This window comes from Pedobacter sp. A2324 (assembly GCF_059693705.1).
On the sequence record NZ_JCASSK010000004.1, the window covers coordinates 577,826 to 597,167 of the forward strand.

Annotated in this window: 13 protein-coding genes; 11 read left to right on the forward strand and 2 right to left on the reverse strand. The window is 43.3% G+C overall.

The genetic code is table 11. The annotated features are described in order from the left end of the window. Positions 1–23: 23 nt before the first annotated feature. From AC570I_RS15100 to AC570I_RS15145, 10 genes are all read left to right on the forward strand, one after another. Positions 24–1,235: a DUF4998 domain-containing protein gene (locus tag AC570I_RS15100; RefSeq protein WP_497406097.1), complete on the forward strand. Its 1,212-nt coding sequence runs from the start codon at positions 24–26 to the stop codon at positions 1,233–1,235. Positions 1,236–1,237: 2 nt separating this feature from the next. After that, positions 1,238–2,461 carry an enolase C-terminal domain-like protein gene (locus AC570I_RS15105; RefSeq protein ID WP_497406098.1) on the forward strand — a complete coding sequence of 408 codons (1,224 nt, stop codon included), beginning with the start codon at positions 1,238–1,240 and terminating at the stop codon, positions 2,459–2,461. A gap of 27 nt (positions 2,462–2,488) precedes the next feature. Then, the gene (locus tag AC570I_RS15110; protein WP_497406099.1) at positions 2,489–4,141 is read left to right on the forward strand and encodes a sodium:solute symporter; all 1,653 of its coding nucleotides are present in this window, start codon (positions 2,489–2,491) and stop codon (positions 4,139–4,141) included. Positions 4,142–4,158: 17 nt separating this feature from the next. Beyond that, on the forward strand, positions 4,159–4,944 hold the full coding sequence (locus AC570I_RS15115; RefSeq protein WP_497406100.1) for an SDR family NAD(P)-dependent oxidoreductase: 786 nt from the start codon (positions 4,159–4,161) through the stop codon (positions 4,942–4,944). A 2-nt stretch (positions 4,945–4,946) separates the two neighbouring features. Continuing rightward, on the forward strand, positions 4,947–7,280 hold the full coding sequence (locus AC570I_RS15120) for a glycoside hydrolase family 95 protein (protein WP_497406101.1): 2,334 nt from the start codon (positions 4,947–4,949) through the stop codon (positions 7,278–7,280). A 5-nt stretch (positions 7,281–7,285) separates the two neighbouring features. Beyond that, a complete protein-coding gene (locus tag AC570I_RS15125) occupies positions 7,286–9,298 on the forward strand; it encodes an alpha-galactosidase (protein WP_497406102.1) in 2,013 nt (670 codons plus the stop codon). A gap of 10 nt (positions 9,299–9,308) precedes the next feature. Then, positions 9,309–11,513: an alpha-galactosidase gene (locus AC570I_RS15130; protein WP_497406103.1), complete on the forward strand. Its 2,205-nt coding sequence runs from the start codon at positions 9,309–9,311 to the stop codon at positions 11,511–11,513. Next, the gene (locus AC570I_RS15135; RefSeq protein WP_497406104.1) at positions 11,510–13,444 is read left to right on the forward strand and encodes a sialate O-acetylesterase; all 1,935 of its coding nucleotides are present in this window, start codon (positions 11,510–11,512) and stop codon (positions 13,442–13,444) included. The genes AC570I_RS15130 and AC570I_RS15135 overlap by 4 nt, the downstream gene beginning before the upstream one ends. Positions 13,445–14,009: 565 nt before the next feature. Then, positions 14,010–14,333 carry an ArsR/SmtB family transcription factor gene (locus AC570I_RS15140; RefSeq protein ID WP_497406105.1) on the forward strand — a complete coding sequence of 108 codons (324 nt, stop codon included), beginning with the start codon at positions 14,010–14,012 and terminating at the stop codon, positions 14,331–14,333. A gap of 4 nt (positions 14,334–14,337) precedes the next feature. Beyond that, on the forward strand, positions 14,338–14,832 hold the full coding sequence (locus tag AC570I_RS15145) for an SRPBCC family protein (protein ID WP_047799127.1): 495 nt from the start codon (positions 14,338–14,340) through the stop codon (positions 14,830–14,832). A 108-nt stretch (positions 14,833–14,940) separates the two neighbouring features. Here the strand turns inward: AC570I_RS15145 and AC570I_RS15150 are convergent, their stop codons facing one another. Both AC570I_RS15150 and AC570I_RS15155 read right to left on the reverse strand, forming a co-directional pair. Then, positions 14,941–16,140, reverse strand: a complete 1,200-nt coding sequence (locus tag AC570I_RS15150) for a pyridoxal phosphate-dependent aminotransferase (RefSeq protein ID WP_497406106.1) — start codon at positions 16,138–16,140, stop codon at positions 14,941–14,943. A 62-nt stretch (positions 16,141–16,202) separates the two neighbouring features. Further along, a complete protein-coding gene (locus AC570I_RS15155) occupies positions 16,203–16,604 on the reverse strand; it encodes a DUF1573 domain-containing protein (protein ID WP_047799125.1) in 402 nt (133 codons plus the stop codon). A gap of 170 nt (positions 16,605–16,774) precedes the next feature. Here AC570I_RS15155 and AC570I_RS15160 point away from each other — a divergent pair, with 170 nt between their 5' ends. Next, positions 16,775–19,195 carry an alpha-ketoacid dehydrogenase subunit alpha/beta gene (locus AC570I_RS15160; protein WP_497406107.1) on the forward strand — a complete coding sequence of 807 codons (2,421 nt, stop codon included), beginning with the start codon at positions 16,775–16,777 and terminating at the stop codon, positions 19,193–19,195. Positions 19,196–19,342 lie beyond the last annotated feature (147 nt).

The window sequence follows — 19,342 nt, forward strand, 5'->3', positions numbered from 1 at the left end:
TCAAATTAATCAGTAGAGAAAAAATGAAAAACAGATATATAGTCTTAGCGGTGCTGCTTATTGCAACCATCATCATCAGTTGTACTAAAGATGATGTAGCCTTCAAGGAGTTCCTTAAAAACGGCGAAACCGTTTACCCCGGAAAAGTTTCAAAAATTGTAGCTAAAGCCGGTAACCTGCGTACAGGATTATGGTTTAATCCAAGTCCCGATCCAAGCGTAACCAAATATGTAATCAAGTGGAATAATAATGTCGATTCAATAACTGTAAAATCCACTTCTCATAATCCTTTGGATACCATTAAAGTGATTATTCCGAACCTAAGTGAGTATACTTATACGTTCACCGTATTGTCTTACGACGCACAGGGACGGAAATCAATTCCTATTGAAGCGCCCAACGTAAGGGTTTACGGGCCTCTATATCAGGGTGCATTGTTAAACCGCCCGTTCAACGCTACCGAGCCTTACGTTGTTAATGCCAACGGTTCCGTTCAGCTGAATTTTAATGTACCTGATACCATCAACGTGGGTACCACTATCCGGTATACCAATACCAGCAATGTGGTTACGGAGAAAACGCTGGCAGCAAAGGATATGTCGATTACCTTAAATGATTATAAATCAGGAACTGATGTGCTTTATAAATCTTCCTATATCCCATCTTTGGGCTCATTGGATGTATTCAGCGTAAGCGACTTTTCCACCTTTCCAAAAATATTCACCTTTGCACAATGTGATAAATCATTATTCAGGGAAGTTCGCCTGCCCAATGATGTGAATACCTACGAATCCGGTACAAGCATCAGTAAGCTTTGGGACAATAGCAATGGTCCGCAGGGCTACCCGAACATCTTTCACAGTGATGGCAGTTATATTGCACACGTGCTCACCTTCGATATGGGAAGAACTTACACCAACCTGGCCCAGATTGAGGAAGTTGGCCGGGATTGCTGCAATAATCCTGATCGTTTTGAAGTTTGGGGGATCAATGACCTGACCAATGCCACCACAAATTTAAGGGCTGATGATTCCGGCTGGAAAGCCGAAGCTGTTGCTAAAGGTTGGACCTTACTGAAAGACATCACCCGTACAGACGATGGTAAAAATGCCATGAAATTTGACCTGATTGCTAATCCGCCGCCTGTTCGTTACATCCGCATCAGGGTATTGCATACCGTAACTGGTTCAGGCTACAGCAATATGAGCGAACTCACTTTCTGGAATAAGCAATAGTTATGATCAAAAGTATTGAAATAAGAGATGCGAGATTTCCACTCGGAAATGGTGCGGGAAGTGATGCCATTCATCGCGACCCCATCTATTCCTACGCCGTGGTAAACTTAAAAGATGATACCGCTTTAACAGGTACCGGCTTTGCTTTTACTTTAGGTGAGGGAAACGATCTGGTTTGCAAAGCCGCTGGTTTTTACGCCAGCCAGTTACGCGGAAGAGACATTGAAGAATTGATGGCGAACTTCGGCACAACTTACAGGTCTTTTGCTAATGAACAGCAATTCAGGTGGCTTGGGCCCCATAAAGGTGTTGTTCACCTGGCACTGGCCGCCGTTACCAATGCCTGCTGGGATTTGTGGGCTAAAAAGAGAGGCGTACCACTTTGGAAACTGATGATCGATCTTTCAGCGGAAGAACTGGCGAATACCATTGATTTTTCATACCTGGAAGATGAACTGACCCGGCAGCAGGCCATTGATTTAATAAACGAAAATAAGCTCACACAGTCTTCCCGCACTTCAATCTTAAATGTAGGTTACCCCGGATACGATACCTCAATTGGCTGGTTTAATTATCCTGATGAACAGGTAAAACAGAATGTTAAGAGGGCGCTGGAAACGGGCTTTACTGCCATGAAACTTAAAGTTGGATCGAAAGATCCTGAGCATGATATCCGCCGCGCTAACATGGTGCGTGAAGTTGCAGGCGATGACATTAAAATCATGCTCGACGCCAATCAGCAATGGAACCTGCCTCAGGCATCAGCCGTTTGTGCCGAACTGAGTAAAATGAATCCTTACTGGATTGAAGAACCAACGCATCCCGATGATGTGCTGGCACATCAAACCCTGGCGAAGAAAATTGCCCCGGTTAAACTCGCATTGGGGGAGCATGTGCCAAATGCGATTGTGTTTAAAAATTATCTGCAGGTACAATGTGCTGGTTTCATGCAGGTAGATGCCGTACGGGTAGGTGGGGTAAGTGAGTTTTTAGCAATAAGTTTATTGTGCAGAAAATTCAATATCCCTGTTGTACCACACGTGGGGGATATGGGGCAGCTCCATCAACACCTGGTGCTGTTTAACCACATCGCCTTAGGTCACGAGGCTTTATTTTTAGAACACATCCCACATCTAAAAGCGCGTTTTGTGCATCCGGTCCGTTTAGAAAATGGTTTATACCACACGCCTCAAAATACAGGCAGCAGTTGCGATCTTAAATTGTAATTTCAATGATTAAAAAACCAATTTAAAATGATCCAGACCGTTGATATCATCATTAGTGCCAGCTATATCCTTCTCATTCTGTTTATCGGATTGTGGGTGGGCATCAGGCACCGCCGTCAAAGCCAAAAAAATGAAGCCAGCAGCTATTTTCTGGCCGGTAAGTCGCTAAAGTGGCCGGCAATCGGTCTGGCGCTTTTCGCTACAAACATATCAACCGTCCACCTGGTTAGTTTGGCACAAAGTGGTTTTGATACCGGTTTACTTAGCGGGAATTTCGAATGGATGGCCGCCTTTACCCTGATACTGCTCGCCCTGTTTTTTGTTCCTTTTTACATCAAATCAGGCGTATCCACCTTACCCGATTTCTTGGAGAAACGTTACGACCGTTCGAGCAGGGACTGGTTAACGTTTGTATCTATCGTTTCAGCCATCATCATCCACATCGCATTTTCTATGCTTGCAGGTGGTATTGTACTCAAAACCCTGTTTGGCGTAAATATATATCTGAGCGTTGTGGTCATCTGTATCATCACGGCCCTGTATACTATTGTGGGTGGTTTGAAGGCCGTTGTAGTAACCGAATCCATTCAAACCGTAGTATTGTTACTGGGGGCAGGCGTCATTTGTTTTGCCTGCTATCACAAAATGTCGGGCTGGAATGCCATGGTTGAGGTTTTACATTCTGAAAAACAAAACGTAAAACTTTCGATGTTAAGGCCGGCCAGCGACCCATCAGGAATGCCATGGTATGCCGTATTTTTAGGTTACCCGGTATTGGGCATCTGGTATTGGTGCGCCGATCAAACCATTGTGCAACGCGTTCTGGGAGCCAAAAATGAGAATCATGCCCGCGTGGGTACGTTATTCTGTGGCTTCATCAAAATTCTGCCCGTATTTATATTCATCATTCCGGGCCTTTTTGCCTACACATTAGCGCAAACCGGCCAGCTCGATCTTTCAAGCATTACGACGATGGGCAGCAATGGTCAGCCAATAGTAGAAAGTAAAGGCATCTACACGCTGATGATTACGCAACTACTGCCCAGCGGCCTTATTGGTCTGCTGGTTGCCGCTTTACTCTCCGGCTTAATGAGCCAGGTATCGGGCGCGTTAAACTCAATTTCAACCATGGTGAGCTATGATATTTACGCCCGGTATTACCCCAACCTCAACAATCGGAAACTGGTTAAAACCGGTAAAATTGCCGCAGGTATAGCCTTGCTGTTCTCTCTGGGCTTACTGCCACTACTCAACCGGTACGAAAGTATTTTTAGCGGGATCAATGACATCATCGCCCACATTGCTCCCCCAATTACATGCGTATTCCTGTTAGGGATTTTCTGGAAAGGTGCTTCTGCGCCATCAGCAAAAATTACCCTGTGGTTCGGTTCTGCCCTGGGAGCAGTGGTGTTTACCATCAATAAATTGTGGACAGATACCTGGTTCGCAGCAATCCCTTTTATGATGATGGCTTTTTACCTGTTTACATTTTGTGTACTGTTACAGATTATACTTTCCTATATCTACCCTGTTGTACATACCCGCGAAAGTGCTACGTTATACTGGGCTTCATGGAAATCACCGCTAACAGCAAAAGGCTGGCCCGGATTGGGCAACTATAAAACATTATCCGCCATATTGTTCATCAGCATGGCGGTTCTATTCTATTTATTCAGATAACTAATTTTAAATACAAGATGCATTTACTAAAAAACAAAGTTGTATTTCTAACAGGCGGCTCAAAGGGTATCGGCTTTGAGTGCGCATTAAAATATGCAGAAGAAGGTGCAAAGCTGGCCATCATTTCCAATGATCAGGCTTCGATTAATCGTGCGCTTTCTATTTTAGGCGCACCACATATTGGCATTCATGCCGATGTGTCAAATGCACAGGATATCCGCAATGCCGTCGCGAAAACGCTCGATCGTTTTCATCAGCTAGATGTGATTCATAACAATGCAGGTATTGCTTATCCCTCAAAAAATATTCATGAAACAGCTGATTCGGAATGGGATGACTTGTTTAATGTTAATGTAAAGGGTGTTTACCACACAGTAAAATTCGGTCTTGAAGCACTGATCAAATCCCAGGGGTGTATCATCAATACGAGTAGTCTGGTTGGGGAAATAGGACAGGAAAATCATGCTGCTTATTCCGCTACCAAGGGCGCAATCAACGCGCTTACCAAATCCATGGCATTGGATTATGCAAAATATAAAATCCGTGTCAACGCAGTGGCCCCGGCTGGCGTGTGGACGGATATGCTGGAGGAGTGGGGTAAAGCTCAGAATGATGTAGAAGGAATCAAACACTACCTTGATGGTATACATGCCTTAGGGTATTGCCCCAGCGGAGATGTGGTAGCCGATGCCTGTGTGTTTCTTGCGTCCGATAAAGCCCGCTTTATCACCGGAATTATTATGCCTGTAAGTGGCGGGGCCGAACTGGGATATAAAAAAGTAAATCAACTGGAAACTATTTAGTTATGCGAAATCAACTGATATTATTGCTGTCTTTCTGCTCGTTCCTTATTGAGCATGCTGCTGCGCAGCAGAACCTTAAACTCTGGTATAATAAACCGGCCCGGCGTTGGGAAGAAACCATTCCGCTTGGAAACGGCCGCCTGGGTATGATGCCTGACGGGGGAATCAATACCGAAAATATAGTGCTCAACGACATTACATTATGGTCGGGCGCCCCGCAGGATGCCAACAACTATGAAGCTCACAAAAGCCTTCCTGAAATCAGGCAGCTTATTTTAGCAGGCAAGAATGATCTTGCTCAGGATCTGGTTAATAAAAACTTCATTTGTAAAGGTCCGGGTTCAGGTGGCACCAATTATGGCTGCTTTCAGCTGCTGGGTAATTTAAAGCTTAATTTTACTTATCCAAACCAAAAAAAAGCTGTTGAAAATGCAAGCCTTTATCAACGCGAACTTTCGCTGTCTCAGGCTGTGGCCAGAACCAGCTTTGTCATCGATGGCGTCGCCTACACCCGCGAATACCTCACGAGTTTTGATGATGATGTAGATGTAATCAGGTTAACGGCCTCCAAACCAGGCTTGTTGAATTTTGATATCGAAATATCCCGTCCGGAGCGGGGAATTGTAGCTGCTGCAAATGGGGAACTGATCATGAGCGGACAACTGGACAACGGCATAGATGGCAAAGGCATGCAGTATATCAGTCGCGTAAAAGCCCGCTTAACGGGAGGTACACAAACCGTCAAAAACAATAAAATCATTGTAAAAAATGCTACCAGTGCACTGATCTACATCGCCGCCGGTACGGATTTTATGGATGCGGGCTTTAAAGAAAATGTGAACCTCGACTTAAAATCGGCATTTTCCAAAACTTACGCCATTCAAAAACAAAACCATATCCGTAACTATCAGAAAAAATTCAACCGCTTAAGTTTAAAGATTGGTAACAACATTACAGATACCATCCCAACTGATGAACGTTTAGTTAACTACAATAAAAATCCGAAAGCAGATGTTGGCTTTCCGGTGCTGTTTTATCAGTTTGGCCGCTATCTGAGCATCAGCAGCACCCGGGTAGGTTTATTGCCGCCAAATTTGCAGGGGCTATGGGCTAACCAGGTTCATACCCCATGGAACGGCGATTACCATCTCGACGTCAATATCCAGATGAATCAATGGCCCGTTGAAGTGAGTAACTTATCTGAGTTGAACCTGCCACTGGCAGATTTAGTTGGAAGAATGGTGAAAAACGGAGAGAAAACGGCAAAAGCCTATTACAATTCCAAAGGTTGGATCGCCCATGTCATCACCAATGTATGGGGTTTCACCGAACCTGGTGAAAGTGCCTCATGGGGTGCTTCAAATGCGGGGTCGGGCTGGTTATGTAACAATCTATGGGATCATTATGCTTTTAGCAATGATCAGGCTTATCTCAAAAAAATCTATCCCATATTAAAAGGCTCGGCTGAATTTTATGCCGATGCGCTGGTTAAAGATCCTGAAACGGGTTGGCTGGTCACCGCACCGTCCGTTTCTCCTGAAAATACTTTCTATCTTCCTAACGGAAAAACAGCCAGCATCTCCATGGGGCCAACCATTGATAATCAGATTGTAAGAGAATTGTTTACAAATGTGATCGATGCCGCGAAAACCCTGGGCGTTGATCAGGACTTTAGTAAGTTTCTGTCGGAGAAGTTAAAAGCTGTACCTCCGGCCGGAACTATCAGCAAAGACGGCCGGATCATGGAATGGATAAGGGATTACAAGGAAACCGAACCCCAACACCGTCATATTTCCCATTTATACGGGCTTTATCCCGCATCATTAATTACTCCGGTTAAAACACCGGAACTGGCAGAAGCGGCAAAAAAATCACTGGAAGTTAGGGGCGATGACGGGCCAAGCTGGTCGATTGCCTATAAGCTATTATTCTGGGCCAGGTTACAGGATGGGGAACGTTCGGGCAAACTGCTGCACGAACTGATGAAACCCACCATTAAAACAGACATTAACTATGGTGCAGGAGGAGGGATATATCCGAATCTGCTGTCTGCCGGTCCACCTTTCCAGATTGATGGTAACTTTGGCGGAGCGGCTGGCATTGCCGAAATGCTGATCCAGAGTCACGATCGCTTTATCGAATTATTGCCATCTATCCCTCAGGAGTGGAAAGCTTCGGGTAAAATTACCGGCGTAAAAGCCCGCGGAAACCTCACGGTAGATTTCGACTGGAAGGATGGAAAAGTAACTGCCTATAAGGTCTATGGCCCGGTACCTACTAAAATAAAAATTAAAATTAACGGTAAAATGGTTGATATGACCAGTCAGAAATCGTAATAGCCATGAACAATTTATCGAAGGTAATTTGCCTTTTCCTTATTTTTAGCAATGCGTCAGTTTTCGGACAAAAAATTCCTTTCGGTAAAAATTCCTTTATCAATTACAAAGCGGAAAAAGGGACTTTTGATGTGTTTGTAAACGGAAAACAGGTACTGAAAGATGGTTATTCTGAAGTGCTGGTCAACAATGAAATGATCAGCTCCCGTGATGTTAATCGCCGCACAATTGTGAAAAAGACTTTTAAGAATGATACCGGAACCGGTCAGCAGTATCAGTTTACGGGCAGAAGCAAATCCGGAGTGACTTTCATCCAATCGATTTTTGCATACTCCAACCATCAATTTTTCGTGATTAAAGTTTCCATTTCGGGTACGGCTTTAAGCAGCAACCAAATGTTTCCCCTTAAAGGAAAGTTAACTGCTGCTGATGATTTTACGAATCAAACGGGTTTAATGGTTCCTTTTGATAACGATACTTTCATCAGTTACCAGGCGAACTTGATCAGCATGGAAAAAGAGCATGTCAGTTCGGAAGTTACTTCTGTTTATGATAACCGTACCAGAAAAGGATATGTGATCGGTACTTTGAACCATGACCAGTGGAAAACCGCTTTGAAGACTCGTCTGCCCGTCCCGCAGCACCTAAAACTGGCCGTTGAATGTGGATATACCAGCTACGAGCTTACACGCGACCGATCAGCACATGGCTACCTGAAAGGAAATTCAATTTCTTCTTCAGGCATTCTTTTTGGCTATTTCGACGACTGGCGTACAGGTATGGAAAGCTATGCCAAAACCGTTCGTGAAACTGAAAAGCCAATTGTGGCGAACTGGACCGGAGCTACACCTGTAGGCTGGAATAGCTGGGGTGTAATGCAGGAGAAGCTCTCCTACGAAAAGGTAACTCAGGTGGTGGATTTTTTTGCCGAAAACCTGAAGAGCTTCCGCATGGGCAATGTCGCCTACATCGATCTGGATTCATACTGGGATAACCTGCTTAAAGGAAATGATTATTCGGCATTAAAGAAGTTTGCTGATTACTGTAAAAGCAAAGGCTTAAAACCCGGCATTTATTGGGCACCGTTTACAGACTGGGGCTTTCAGGGCGGAGCAAACCGAAAAGCACCCGGCAGTGATTTTACTTTTGGCGAAATGTGGACGAAAGTGGAGGGTGGTTTCCATGATTTTGATGGTGCCAGGGCTTTGGATCCGACACATCCGGGCACACAAAATAGAATCCGGTCAGTCATTTCAAGTCTTAAAGCCTGTGGGTTTGAAATGATTAAAATAGACTTTCTGGGTCATGCAGCAGTAGAATCTACCCAGTTTTATAATCCAAAGGTTAGCACAGGCATGCAGGCCTATAGGGTTGGAATGGAATATTTGCTGCAATGCCTGGATAACAAAATGCTGATTTATGCCGCCATATCGCCAAGTTTAGCTTCCGGCAGGTATGTTCAGGTGAGGCGGATCGCCTGCGATGCTTTCAAGAGCATTAAAGATACTGAATACACCTTAAACAGTTTAACTAACTGCTGGTGGCAAACTTATCTGTATCATTATATCGATGCAGACCATGTTGTTCTGGGCAATGAAGGCGAGGCTGCAAATATTTCACGAACGCTATCAGCCATCGTAACCGGAACTTTAATTGTTGGGGATGATTTCTCAGCCAACGGACCATGGAAAGCCAATGCCCAAAAGCTGTTTCAGGATCAGGATTTGCTTCAGATTATTCGTGATGGGAAAGCTTTTAAACCGGTGGACGGCAACCGGGGCAAGAGTGCATCAAACCAGTTTATAAAAGAACAGGGCAAGGTGAGGTATGTGGCACTTTTCAACTATGGAAACAGTTCTGCTATAGCACCTATCGATTATTCCAGGTTAGGCATTGATGAAAAATCGATTGTATCCATCGAAGATCTGATCAGCCATCAACCCATCAACCCCATAAACTATCATCAGCAAGCACTCCAGCCAGCGCAGGCAACCATGCTTAAAATCACATTAAAATAAATACACACCAATGAAAGCAATTAATATATCTACATTCAAGCATCAAATCCTGTTACTCGGTTTGTTTGGCATTGGCCAAGCAGGACTTGCACAGGAAATCATCAGCATTGAAACCGCCCATAACGCAATGGTACTCGAAGCCGTGAAAGGCAAGGATGTAAACACCATTTATTTCGGTGAAAAGTTACACTCGCCTGCCGAATACGCTCAGGTAAATGCTGCCTATAAACAAACAACGGAATATACAGGCCAGTTAAATGCAGCTTACACGCCTTCTGGCTCGCGTAACCTGGCCGAACCGGCCATCAGTGTAACGCACGCTGACGGGAACAAAAGCCTGAACCTGAATTTCGTTCAACAGCAAGCTAAAGATATCAACGACAATGTTCGTTTAACCACACTTACCTTAAAAGATCCGGTATACAACTTCACGGTTAAACTGTTTTATAAGAGTTTCTTTAAGGAAGATGTAATTGAACAATGGACCGAAATCAGTCACAGTGAAAAAGGTGCGGTTACTCTAGAAAAGTTCGCTTCCGCAAATCTATACCTGAAGGGTAAAAGTTATTTTCTGAAACAATACCATGGCGATTGGGCAAAGGAGATGCAGCCTGAAGAAAGCCGCCTTACCCACGGTATTAAAACGCTCGATAGCAAACTGGGTACCCGGGCAAACTTGTTTCAGCCTTCTGTGTTTATGGTTTCACTCAACGCTCCGGCAACTGAAACCCAGGGTGATGTTTTATACGGCGCAATGGAGTGGAGTGGTAATTTCCGTGTAGATCTCGAACTGGATTATCAGGATAACCTTCGGATTATTGCCGGTATAAACAATTATGCATCCAACTTTAAGCTCAAGGCTAACCAACCTTTTGTTACACCGAAATTTCTCTATACTTTCTCAACCACAGGTAAAGGCGACGCTAGCCGGAAATTGCAAAGCTGGGCGCGCAACTACCAACTTCTGGATGGTAAAGGCGACCGCTTAACCTTGCTAAACAACTGGGAAGCCACCTATTTTGATTTCAATGAACAGAAACTGGCCGGGTTACTGAAAGATACCAAAACCCTTGGCGTAGATATGTTTTTACTGGATGATGGCTGGTTCGCCAATAAATATCCACGTAATGATGATCATGCAGGGTTAGGCGACTGGCAGGAGAATAAACAGAAACTGCCCAACGGAATCAGTTCACTGGTAAAAGAAGCCGGTCAGAATGATGTGAAATTCGGCATCTGGATAGAACCGGAAATGGTGAATCCCAAAAGCGAACTCTATGAAAAACATCCCGATTGGGTGGTGAAGCAACCTAAAAGGGACGAATATTACTTCCGGAATCAACTGGTACTGGATTTGGCTAATCCAAAAGTACAGGACTTTGTATTTGGCGTTGTAGACGGTCTTTTTACCAAGAATCCGTCTCTTGCTTATATCAAATGGGACTGCAATGCAGTTATTTATAATGCATATTCTTCCCATCTAAAGGATCAGGCCGCTTTTTACATCGAATATGTGCAGGGCTTATACAAGGTTCTGGAAAGGATCAGGGCAAAGTATCCTAAAGTTCCGATGATGCTTTGCTCGGGTGGAGGTGGAAGGGTAGATTATGCGGCGCTTAAATATTTTACTGAATTCTGGCCAAGCGATAATACAGATCCCCTCGAGCGTATTTTGATTCAGTGGGAGTATTCCTATTTTTATCCGGCTATCGCCAGCTCCAACCATGTTACCGATTGGGGTAAGCAGCCCATTAAATTCCGCACCGATGTAGCCACTATGGGGAAACTGGGTTTCGATATTGTGGTAAGTAAACTGCCGGAAAATGACCTTAAGTTTTGCCAGCTTGCGATTAAAAATTATAATGAAATCAAGCAAACCATCTGGCAAGGCGAACAATATCGCCTGGCAAATCCTGCTGAAGGCAGCGTTGCCTCCATGTTGTTTGTCAGCGCAGACCAATCTGCTGCGGTCACTTTTAACTACCTGGTGAATAGCCGTTACGATGAAGGCAGTAAATTGCCAATCAGGATGCAGGGACTGAACCCTGATAAAAAATACCGTTTAACCGAAATCAACTTGTATCCGGGTACTCAGTCAAGCATCGATTCCAAGACGATTTACAGTGGTGATTTTTTGATGAAAGTGGGTTTTAATCCAAATGTTAAAGCAGACCGTAGCAGTGTAGTGATTAAAGTGGAGGAGGTTAAATCATGATCAGAATTAAATTAGCATTAGTTTGCCTGTTGTTTTGCTCCTATACTGCATCGCAGGGGAAAGTTACGCTACCCGCCTTTTTCAGTTCAAATATGGTATTGCAGCAAAAAGCTGAAATCAATATGGAGGGAAAGGCAAATCCAGGTGATCTGGTAATGCTGGCCTGTTCCTGGGATCAAAAAAAATATGCGCAGCGTACAGATAAAGCCGGGAACTTTAAGATCAGAATTAAAACACCTGCTTACGGAGGGCCATATATCGTGGTGCTTTCTGCAGCCGGTACAGCAATAAAATTTGATAACGTACTGATTGGTGATGTTTGGTTGTGCTCAGGGCAGTCGAACATGGAAATGCCATTGGCCGGCTGGGGGAAAATCAGCAATTACCAATCGGAAATTGCTGCTGCAAACTATCCCAACATCAGGTTACTACAGGTAAACCACACTACAGCTAATTTTCCAACGGATGATCTCAGTGTTCAGAATGGAGGATGGAATGTGTGCTCCCCGACTAATGTGCCGGAATTTTCATCGACTGCATATTTCTTTGCCAGAGAAGTGTATAAACAAACCGGAATTCCGATAGGGTTAATTCACAGTTCCTGGGGTGGTACTGTAGCTGAAGCGTGGACCAGTGCTAAAACCATATCGCAATTTCCCGACTTTAAAACCGCACTTGCCCAGGTTCAGCAAAAGAATGGTGATGAAGACTATTTAAAACAAATTACTGCCTGGAATGAGGCCTTAAAATTGCAGGATAAAGGGATTAAATCAGGTACAGCAGTTTGGGCAGGTAAAAATATCGGTGATGCCGGATGGAAAGAGATGACCTTGCCCGCGTTTTTTGACGCCAAAGAAAATCCTGGTTTTGATGGCGTAGTCTGGTTTAGAAAGAAAATTACGATACCCCAGAGCTGGACAGGTCAGGAGCTGATTTTATCGCTGGGAACGATAGATGATAATGACATCACTTTTTTCGACGAGCAGGAAATCGGCAGAACAGAGGGCTACGATCATGAACGCAAATACCGGGTGCCTAAAGAAAGGGTTTCACCCGGCGACCATTTCATCACCGTACGTGTTTTCGACGGTGGCGGGGGCGGTGGTATTTACGGTGAGCCCTCAAACCTTTTTATTCAGGGTGCTGGTGAAAAAGTGAGTATAAATGGTTCGTGGAAATATCAAACCGGTGTCGATTTAAAAGATTTGAAACCCATGCCTCAGGCTAACTCGGGTGCCAACAGACCAACAGTGCTATACAACGCCATGATTCACCCTTTTATTTCATTCGCTATCAAAGGCGTTATCTGGTATCAGGGAGAAGCCAATGCCGGCCGCGCTGTTCAATATGAAACCCTTTTTCCTGCATTGATTCAGGATTGGAGAACGCAGTTTAAAAACCCAACGTTACCCTTCTACTTTGCTCAGCTGGCTGGCTATGGTAGGGGGGAAGGCGACGAAACCTCCTGGCCAATGCTTCGTAACGCTCAGCTCAAAACATTGGCATTGCCACACACGGGTATGGCCGTAACCATTGATATCGGGGAGGAAGCTGATATTCATCCTAAAAACAAACAGGACGTTGGCAAAAGGCTAGCCTTGATTGCGCTCGCTAAAACCTATCATAAACCTGTAGAGTACTCCGGCCCGGTTTATCAATCATTGGTTCAGCAACACAACGAGCTGATCTTAACCTTTAGATTCAATAATGGTATTCAGGCAAAGTCGGGCAGTTTAAAAGGCTTTCTTATTGCCGGAGCTGACCAGGTGTTTTATCTGGCAACAGCCAGTATCAAAAACGGTCAAGTTCATCTGCAGAGCGATCAGGTTGCAAAACCGGTAGCAGTAAAATATTCATGGGCAAATTACCCGAATGGAAATTTAACCAACCAATCAGGACTTCCCGCTGGTCCATTTCGGACAACTCTATAGTATTGATTTTGCCATTAACACCATAAATTAATATATCATGTTAACGGAGGATTTTTAAAGCAAATCTATCTGTTCGCAGGAAGCTGATGAACACGATTAATTGCTCTATATCCGATAAATGAAATGAGGCCTATGGTTACCCCCACGATTATTGCTGCTTTGAATGGTGACATAATAAGATAACGCATAACAGAATATTTTGTTTGACCTAAATTTAACACATTCGAGATGATGGTTGCATTTTAAAATGTTACCATCCTTTAGGTTTTCCGGTAGGTTGGTAATACCGTCGCGGATAATACCCATGCATATTCTTTGCACATTGTATGCACATTCCTTGCACATTGTTTGGGTAAATGCAACGAAAACGCAGTGTAAACCCATTTAAATCCGCTTTTTGCTGCTTAAATTGCATTAAACCCACCGCCAGGGCACTTTGATAAAACCATAGCTTGATGGTCGCTGCTCCAATCCGCAATAAATAAAATCAATAATTATTTGCGAAACCAAATAGTTGCATATATATTTGCAACTGAATAGTTTCATATACTTTAATTAATAACCGATGAGGCGAGATATTTTCCAGGCGATAGCTGATCCAACAAGGCGCGCTATCATTACATTGATTGCGATCCAGGCGATGACGCCGAATGCCATCGCTGAAAACTTTAATTCCACGCGGCAGGCTATTTCAAAACATCTGCGCATCCTCACAGAGTGCGAAATTGTTAAACAGGAACAACAAGGCAGAGAGATCTATTATTCCCTTGAAGTAGAAAAGATGAAAGAGATTGACAAATGGCTGGAACAGTTTAGGTCCATTTGGGAAACTAATTTCGATCAACTGGATGTGTTATTAGCAAACATGAAAAAACAATCTAAAAAATAAAAATATGAAAACCGATTTATTATTTGATTTTACCGTTGACAAGGCCACAAAAACGGTATCGATCACCAGAGAGTTTGCAGCAGCACTTCCTTTGGTATGGGATGCATTTACGAAAAAGGAATTGCTGGATCAGTGGCAGGCACCTAAACCCTGGTCGGCCAGAACAAAATACATGGATTTCAAATTAGGTGGGAAAAGATTTTACGCCATGATAAGTCCGGAGGGCATGGAGCGTTGGGCACTTCAGGAGTACACATCCATTAGCCCTAAAACCAATTTCAGGCTGTATAACGCTTTTGCAGATGCAAACGAGAATCCAGAGTTACCAGGTTCTGACTGGGATCATACTTTTAGTGAAGTGGAGGGCGTTACAAAAGTAACTATCATCATCGTAAACGAGTCGCTTGAGCGTTTGGAAAAAATGATTGAAATGGGCTTCGAAACAGGTTTTAAAATGAGTATCGACAACCTGGAAAAATTACTGGCTTCATTATCTTAATTTGTAGCTCAGTTTCTTTAAATAAAAAACCCCACATACTCAAAGATGTGGGGTTTTCTGTATGATTTATTATTGTTGAAAAGCAATTCTATAAGAACCGGTCAAACATTAGTCAACTCTTCCAGGATATGCTTTCAGGGCAATTTCAAGGCAGTCCATTGCGCTATTTAAATCATCGGTATTTAATACGTAGGCCATGCGAACCTCATTCTTTCCGGAACCAGGAGTTGAATAAAACCCGGTAGCCGGTGCCATCATTACCGTTTGGTTGTTGTGGTTAAATTCTTCTAAAATCCACTGGCAAAACTTGTCTGCATCATCAATCGGGAATTTAGCCACTACATAAAATGCACCTCCAGGATTGGGGCAAAATACACCATCGATGTTATTTAATCTCCCTACGAGCGTATCACGGCGTAAAGTGTATTCCGTATTTACTTTCTCAAAATAGCTATCCGGGGTATCTACTGCTGCAGCTCCCGCAATCTGTTCAACCATTCCGGGGCTTAACCTGGCCTGTGCAAACTTCAAACCTGAAGCTATAACGGCCTTGTTTTTGGTAATTAAACAGCCTAAACGTGCACCACATGCACTATAACGTTTAGAAACCGTGTCCATAATCACCACATTTTCATCTAAGCCATCCAAATGCATTGGTGAAATAAATTCGCGTCCATCATAACAGAATTCACGGTAAGCCTCGTCTGAGAACAGAAAAAGGTCATACTTTAAGCATAAACTTTTCAAGGCATCCAATTCTTCTTTGGAGTACAGGTATCCTGTCGGGTTATTTGGATTGCAGATAATAATTGCCTTCGTTTTTTCTGTTATCAGTTTCTCGAATTCAGCAATAGGAGGAAGCGCAAAGCCATTTTCAATATAAGATAGGATGGGTTTTACAACGACATTACTCATGCAGGCAAAACCGTTATAATTGGCGTAAAATGGTTCAGGGATGATGATTTCATCGCCTTCATTTACACAAGTCTGCATGGCGATGGTAATCGCTTCAGAACCACCAACGGTCACCAGAATGTTTTCAGGTGTAATGTTGTAACCCAGCTTATTGTAATATTCTGTAAGCTTTAATCTATAAGCCAGAGTACCTTCTGATGGTGTATAAGCCCAAACATTGAAGTCAATGTTCTTAATGGCATCCAGCATGATTTCGGGTGTTTCTATATCGGGCTGACCAATATTTAGATGAAAAACCTTTTTTCCGTCCTGTTTAGCTTTGTCGGCAAATGGAGTGAGTTTTCTGATTGGCGAAGCAGGCATCTGCAGGCCTTTTTGTGAAATTTGTGGCATGGTGCAAAAATAAAAAAGTCCCGATGAAAATCGGGACTTTTTAAATATTGTTGTTTAAATAATTACTTAGATGACGAAGCAGGAGCTGAAACGGTTTCACCTTTAATGTAAAGCACTTTAATTGGTGTTTTAGCATTTGAAGAAATGGTTACTGCTTTTGAGAAAGTAGACGGACCAGCCGCTGCATTAAACGTTACCGAAATAACACCAGTTTCACCTTTTTTAAGTGGAGTAGAGGTATATTTTGGAACTGTACAACCACAGCTTGCTTCAGCTTTGCTGATAATTAATGGCTCGTCGCCAATATTAGTGTACTTAAAATCAAAAGTTACAGGTTTGTTTAAGACAATTTTACCGAAATCATGTGTTTCAGCCTCAAACTTGAATTCAGCAGGTTTAGTCTGCGCGTTTACGGCAACACTTAAACCCAATACAAAAGCGAATAATACTAAGATCTTTTTCATGTTATGTGATGGTTATTATATTTAAAATTCTTAAAACAAATTTATTGTTTTATCATCTAAAACAAAAACTATTCCATTAATATTTTACCAGTCCATATATAATTTTACAAAGCATCATAAAGGCAAACTTTTAATTTTATATATATTTGCCAAAACCAATATTGATTACGATGCAGAATGAAAAAATAGTTACCAATGCCATTGATGCTTCTGAATTAAGTTTTAACGACTTTAAGTCTATTGTGCTAAACGACTACAAGATAGCGTATGAGAGTAGACAGGCGAGTGTTTTAGGGCGTAGGGAAGTATTAACGGGAAAGGCGAAGTTTGGGATATTCGGTGATGGTAAAGAGGTTCCTCAGATCGCCATGGCCAAAGCATTCAAGGCTGGTGACTGGCGTTCTGGATACTATCGTGATCAAACATTTGCTTTTGCAACGGGCATCTCAACTATTAAGGAATTTTTTGCTCAGCTGTACGCCAATCCAACTGAAGGCGCTGATCCTTTTTCAGGTGGGCGGCAGATGAACTGCCACTTCGCCACCAAATCGGTAAATGAAGATGGTAGCTGGAATGATCTTACAAAAATTAAAAACTGTTCTTCAGATATTTCTCCTACAGGCGGCCAGATGGCCCGTCTGGTAGGGCTCGCTTATGCATCAAAGCTATATCGCGAAAATAAAGAGTTAGAATATTTAAAGCACTTTTCTGTTGAAGGTAATGAAGTTGCCTTTGGTACCATTGGTAATGCATCAACTTCGGAGGGTGTATTTTTCGAAGCCATCAATGCTGCCGGTGTTTTACAGATTCCTATGGCGATCTCCATTTGGGATGATGCTTATGGCATCTCTGTTCCGGCCAGGTACCAAACCACTAAAGAGGATATCTCTGAGGTTTTAAAAGGCTTTCAGCGTGACGAAAAGAACGCCGGATATGAAATTTATAAGGTTAAGGGCTGGGATTATCCGGCTTTATGCGAGGTGTATGAAAGGGCGATTCACGTTTGTCGCGAAAAACATGTGCCGGTACTGATTCATGTTACCGAACTCACTCAGCCTCAAGGACATTCCACTTCCGGTTCCCATGAACGCTACAAGTCTAAAGACCGCCTAACCTGGGAAACCGAGCACGACTGTATTGTGAAAATGCGTGAGTGGATGCTGGAATCGGCAATAGCAACCGACGATGAAATTGCAGCTGTAGAAAAAAACGCGAAAATATTCGTTCGCAACGCGCAAAAGGAAGCCTGGAATGAATTCTTAGATAGCATAAAGCCAGAGCATAAACAGGTTGTCGATTTCATTAATGCGATGACTGCACAACAACCTGAATTGGCAAAAATAGCTGCAGGTTTAGCTGCTACTGCTGACGCACAACGTAAAGATGTAATTGTTGCGGCCCGTAAAGCCATTCGCTTATCTGCAAAGTTCGCTACGCCTGAGAGAGCGGCACTCCTTGAATGGTATAAAGCCCAGCAAGAATTGAATTATGAACGTTATAGCTCGAAATTGCATACTGATGGCGATGACAGGCCGGCAATGATTCCTGTTGTAGCGCCTGCTTATGACGATCAGTCTAAAATGATCGATGGCAGGGAAGTCCTGAACGCCTGCTTTAATGAGAATTTCTCACGAGATTTACGGTTAGTTGCATTTGGGGAGGATTTAGGAAATATTGGAGATGTTAACCAGGGTTTTGCCGGCTTGCAGGCGAAATTTGGAGAACTCAGGATTACCGATACCGGAATCCGTGAAATGACCATCATGGGGCAGGGAATAGGTTTGGCCCTTCGCGGCTTAAAACCAATTGCTGAAATCCAGTATCTCGACTACCTGATTTTTGCGCTGAACGTGTTGAGTGATGATCTTGCATCGTTGGCTTACCGGACAAAAGGAATACAAAAAGCACCGGTTATTGTGCGTACACGTGGACATCGCCTCGAAGGGATATGGCATTCTGGTTCACCAATTGCCATGTTGCTTGGCTCGCTCAGGGGAATGCATTTATGTGTGCCCAGAAATATGACTCAGGCTGCAGGAATGTATAATACACTGTTTAGGGCTGACGAACCTGCAGTTGTAATTGAATGCTTAAATGGCTACCGCTTAAAAGAAAAGCTGCCGACAAATGTTGGAGAATTTACCGTACCCCTTGGCATAGCTGAAGTAGTGGAAGAAGGAACTGACATTACAGTGGTTTCATACGGTTCGACTTTAAGAGTGGTTCAGGAAGCTGCGGAAGAGTTATTGCTCATGGGAATTTCAGTGGAAATTGTTGATCCGCAAACCCTTTTACCATTTGATACCACCGCAGTTTGTGTGGCGTCGCTTGCCAAAACCAATAAACTACTTGTGGTGGATGAAGATGTTCCTGGTGGCGCTTCTGCCTATATTCTGCAAAACATTCTGGAAACGCAAAAAGGTTATTTTCATCTTGACGGGCAGCCCAGAACGTTGTCTGCTAAAGCTCACAGGCCTCCATTCGGTTCGGATGGCGACTATTTTAGCAAACCTTCTGTTGATGATGTTATTGAAACCATTTATAAGATGATGCACGATGCTAACCCTGCTAGGTTCCCCGCTATATTTTAAGTTCTTAATGCCATTTTCAATCAGGTAAAAATACGGTTACTTTGTAATCGGAATTTTATATACATTTATACTTTGTCCCTAAAGTGTATATGATGTTTAAATTTAACCGGATTTGGAGGTTTTGCCTTCCAAAGGCTCCGCTTTGCG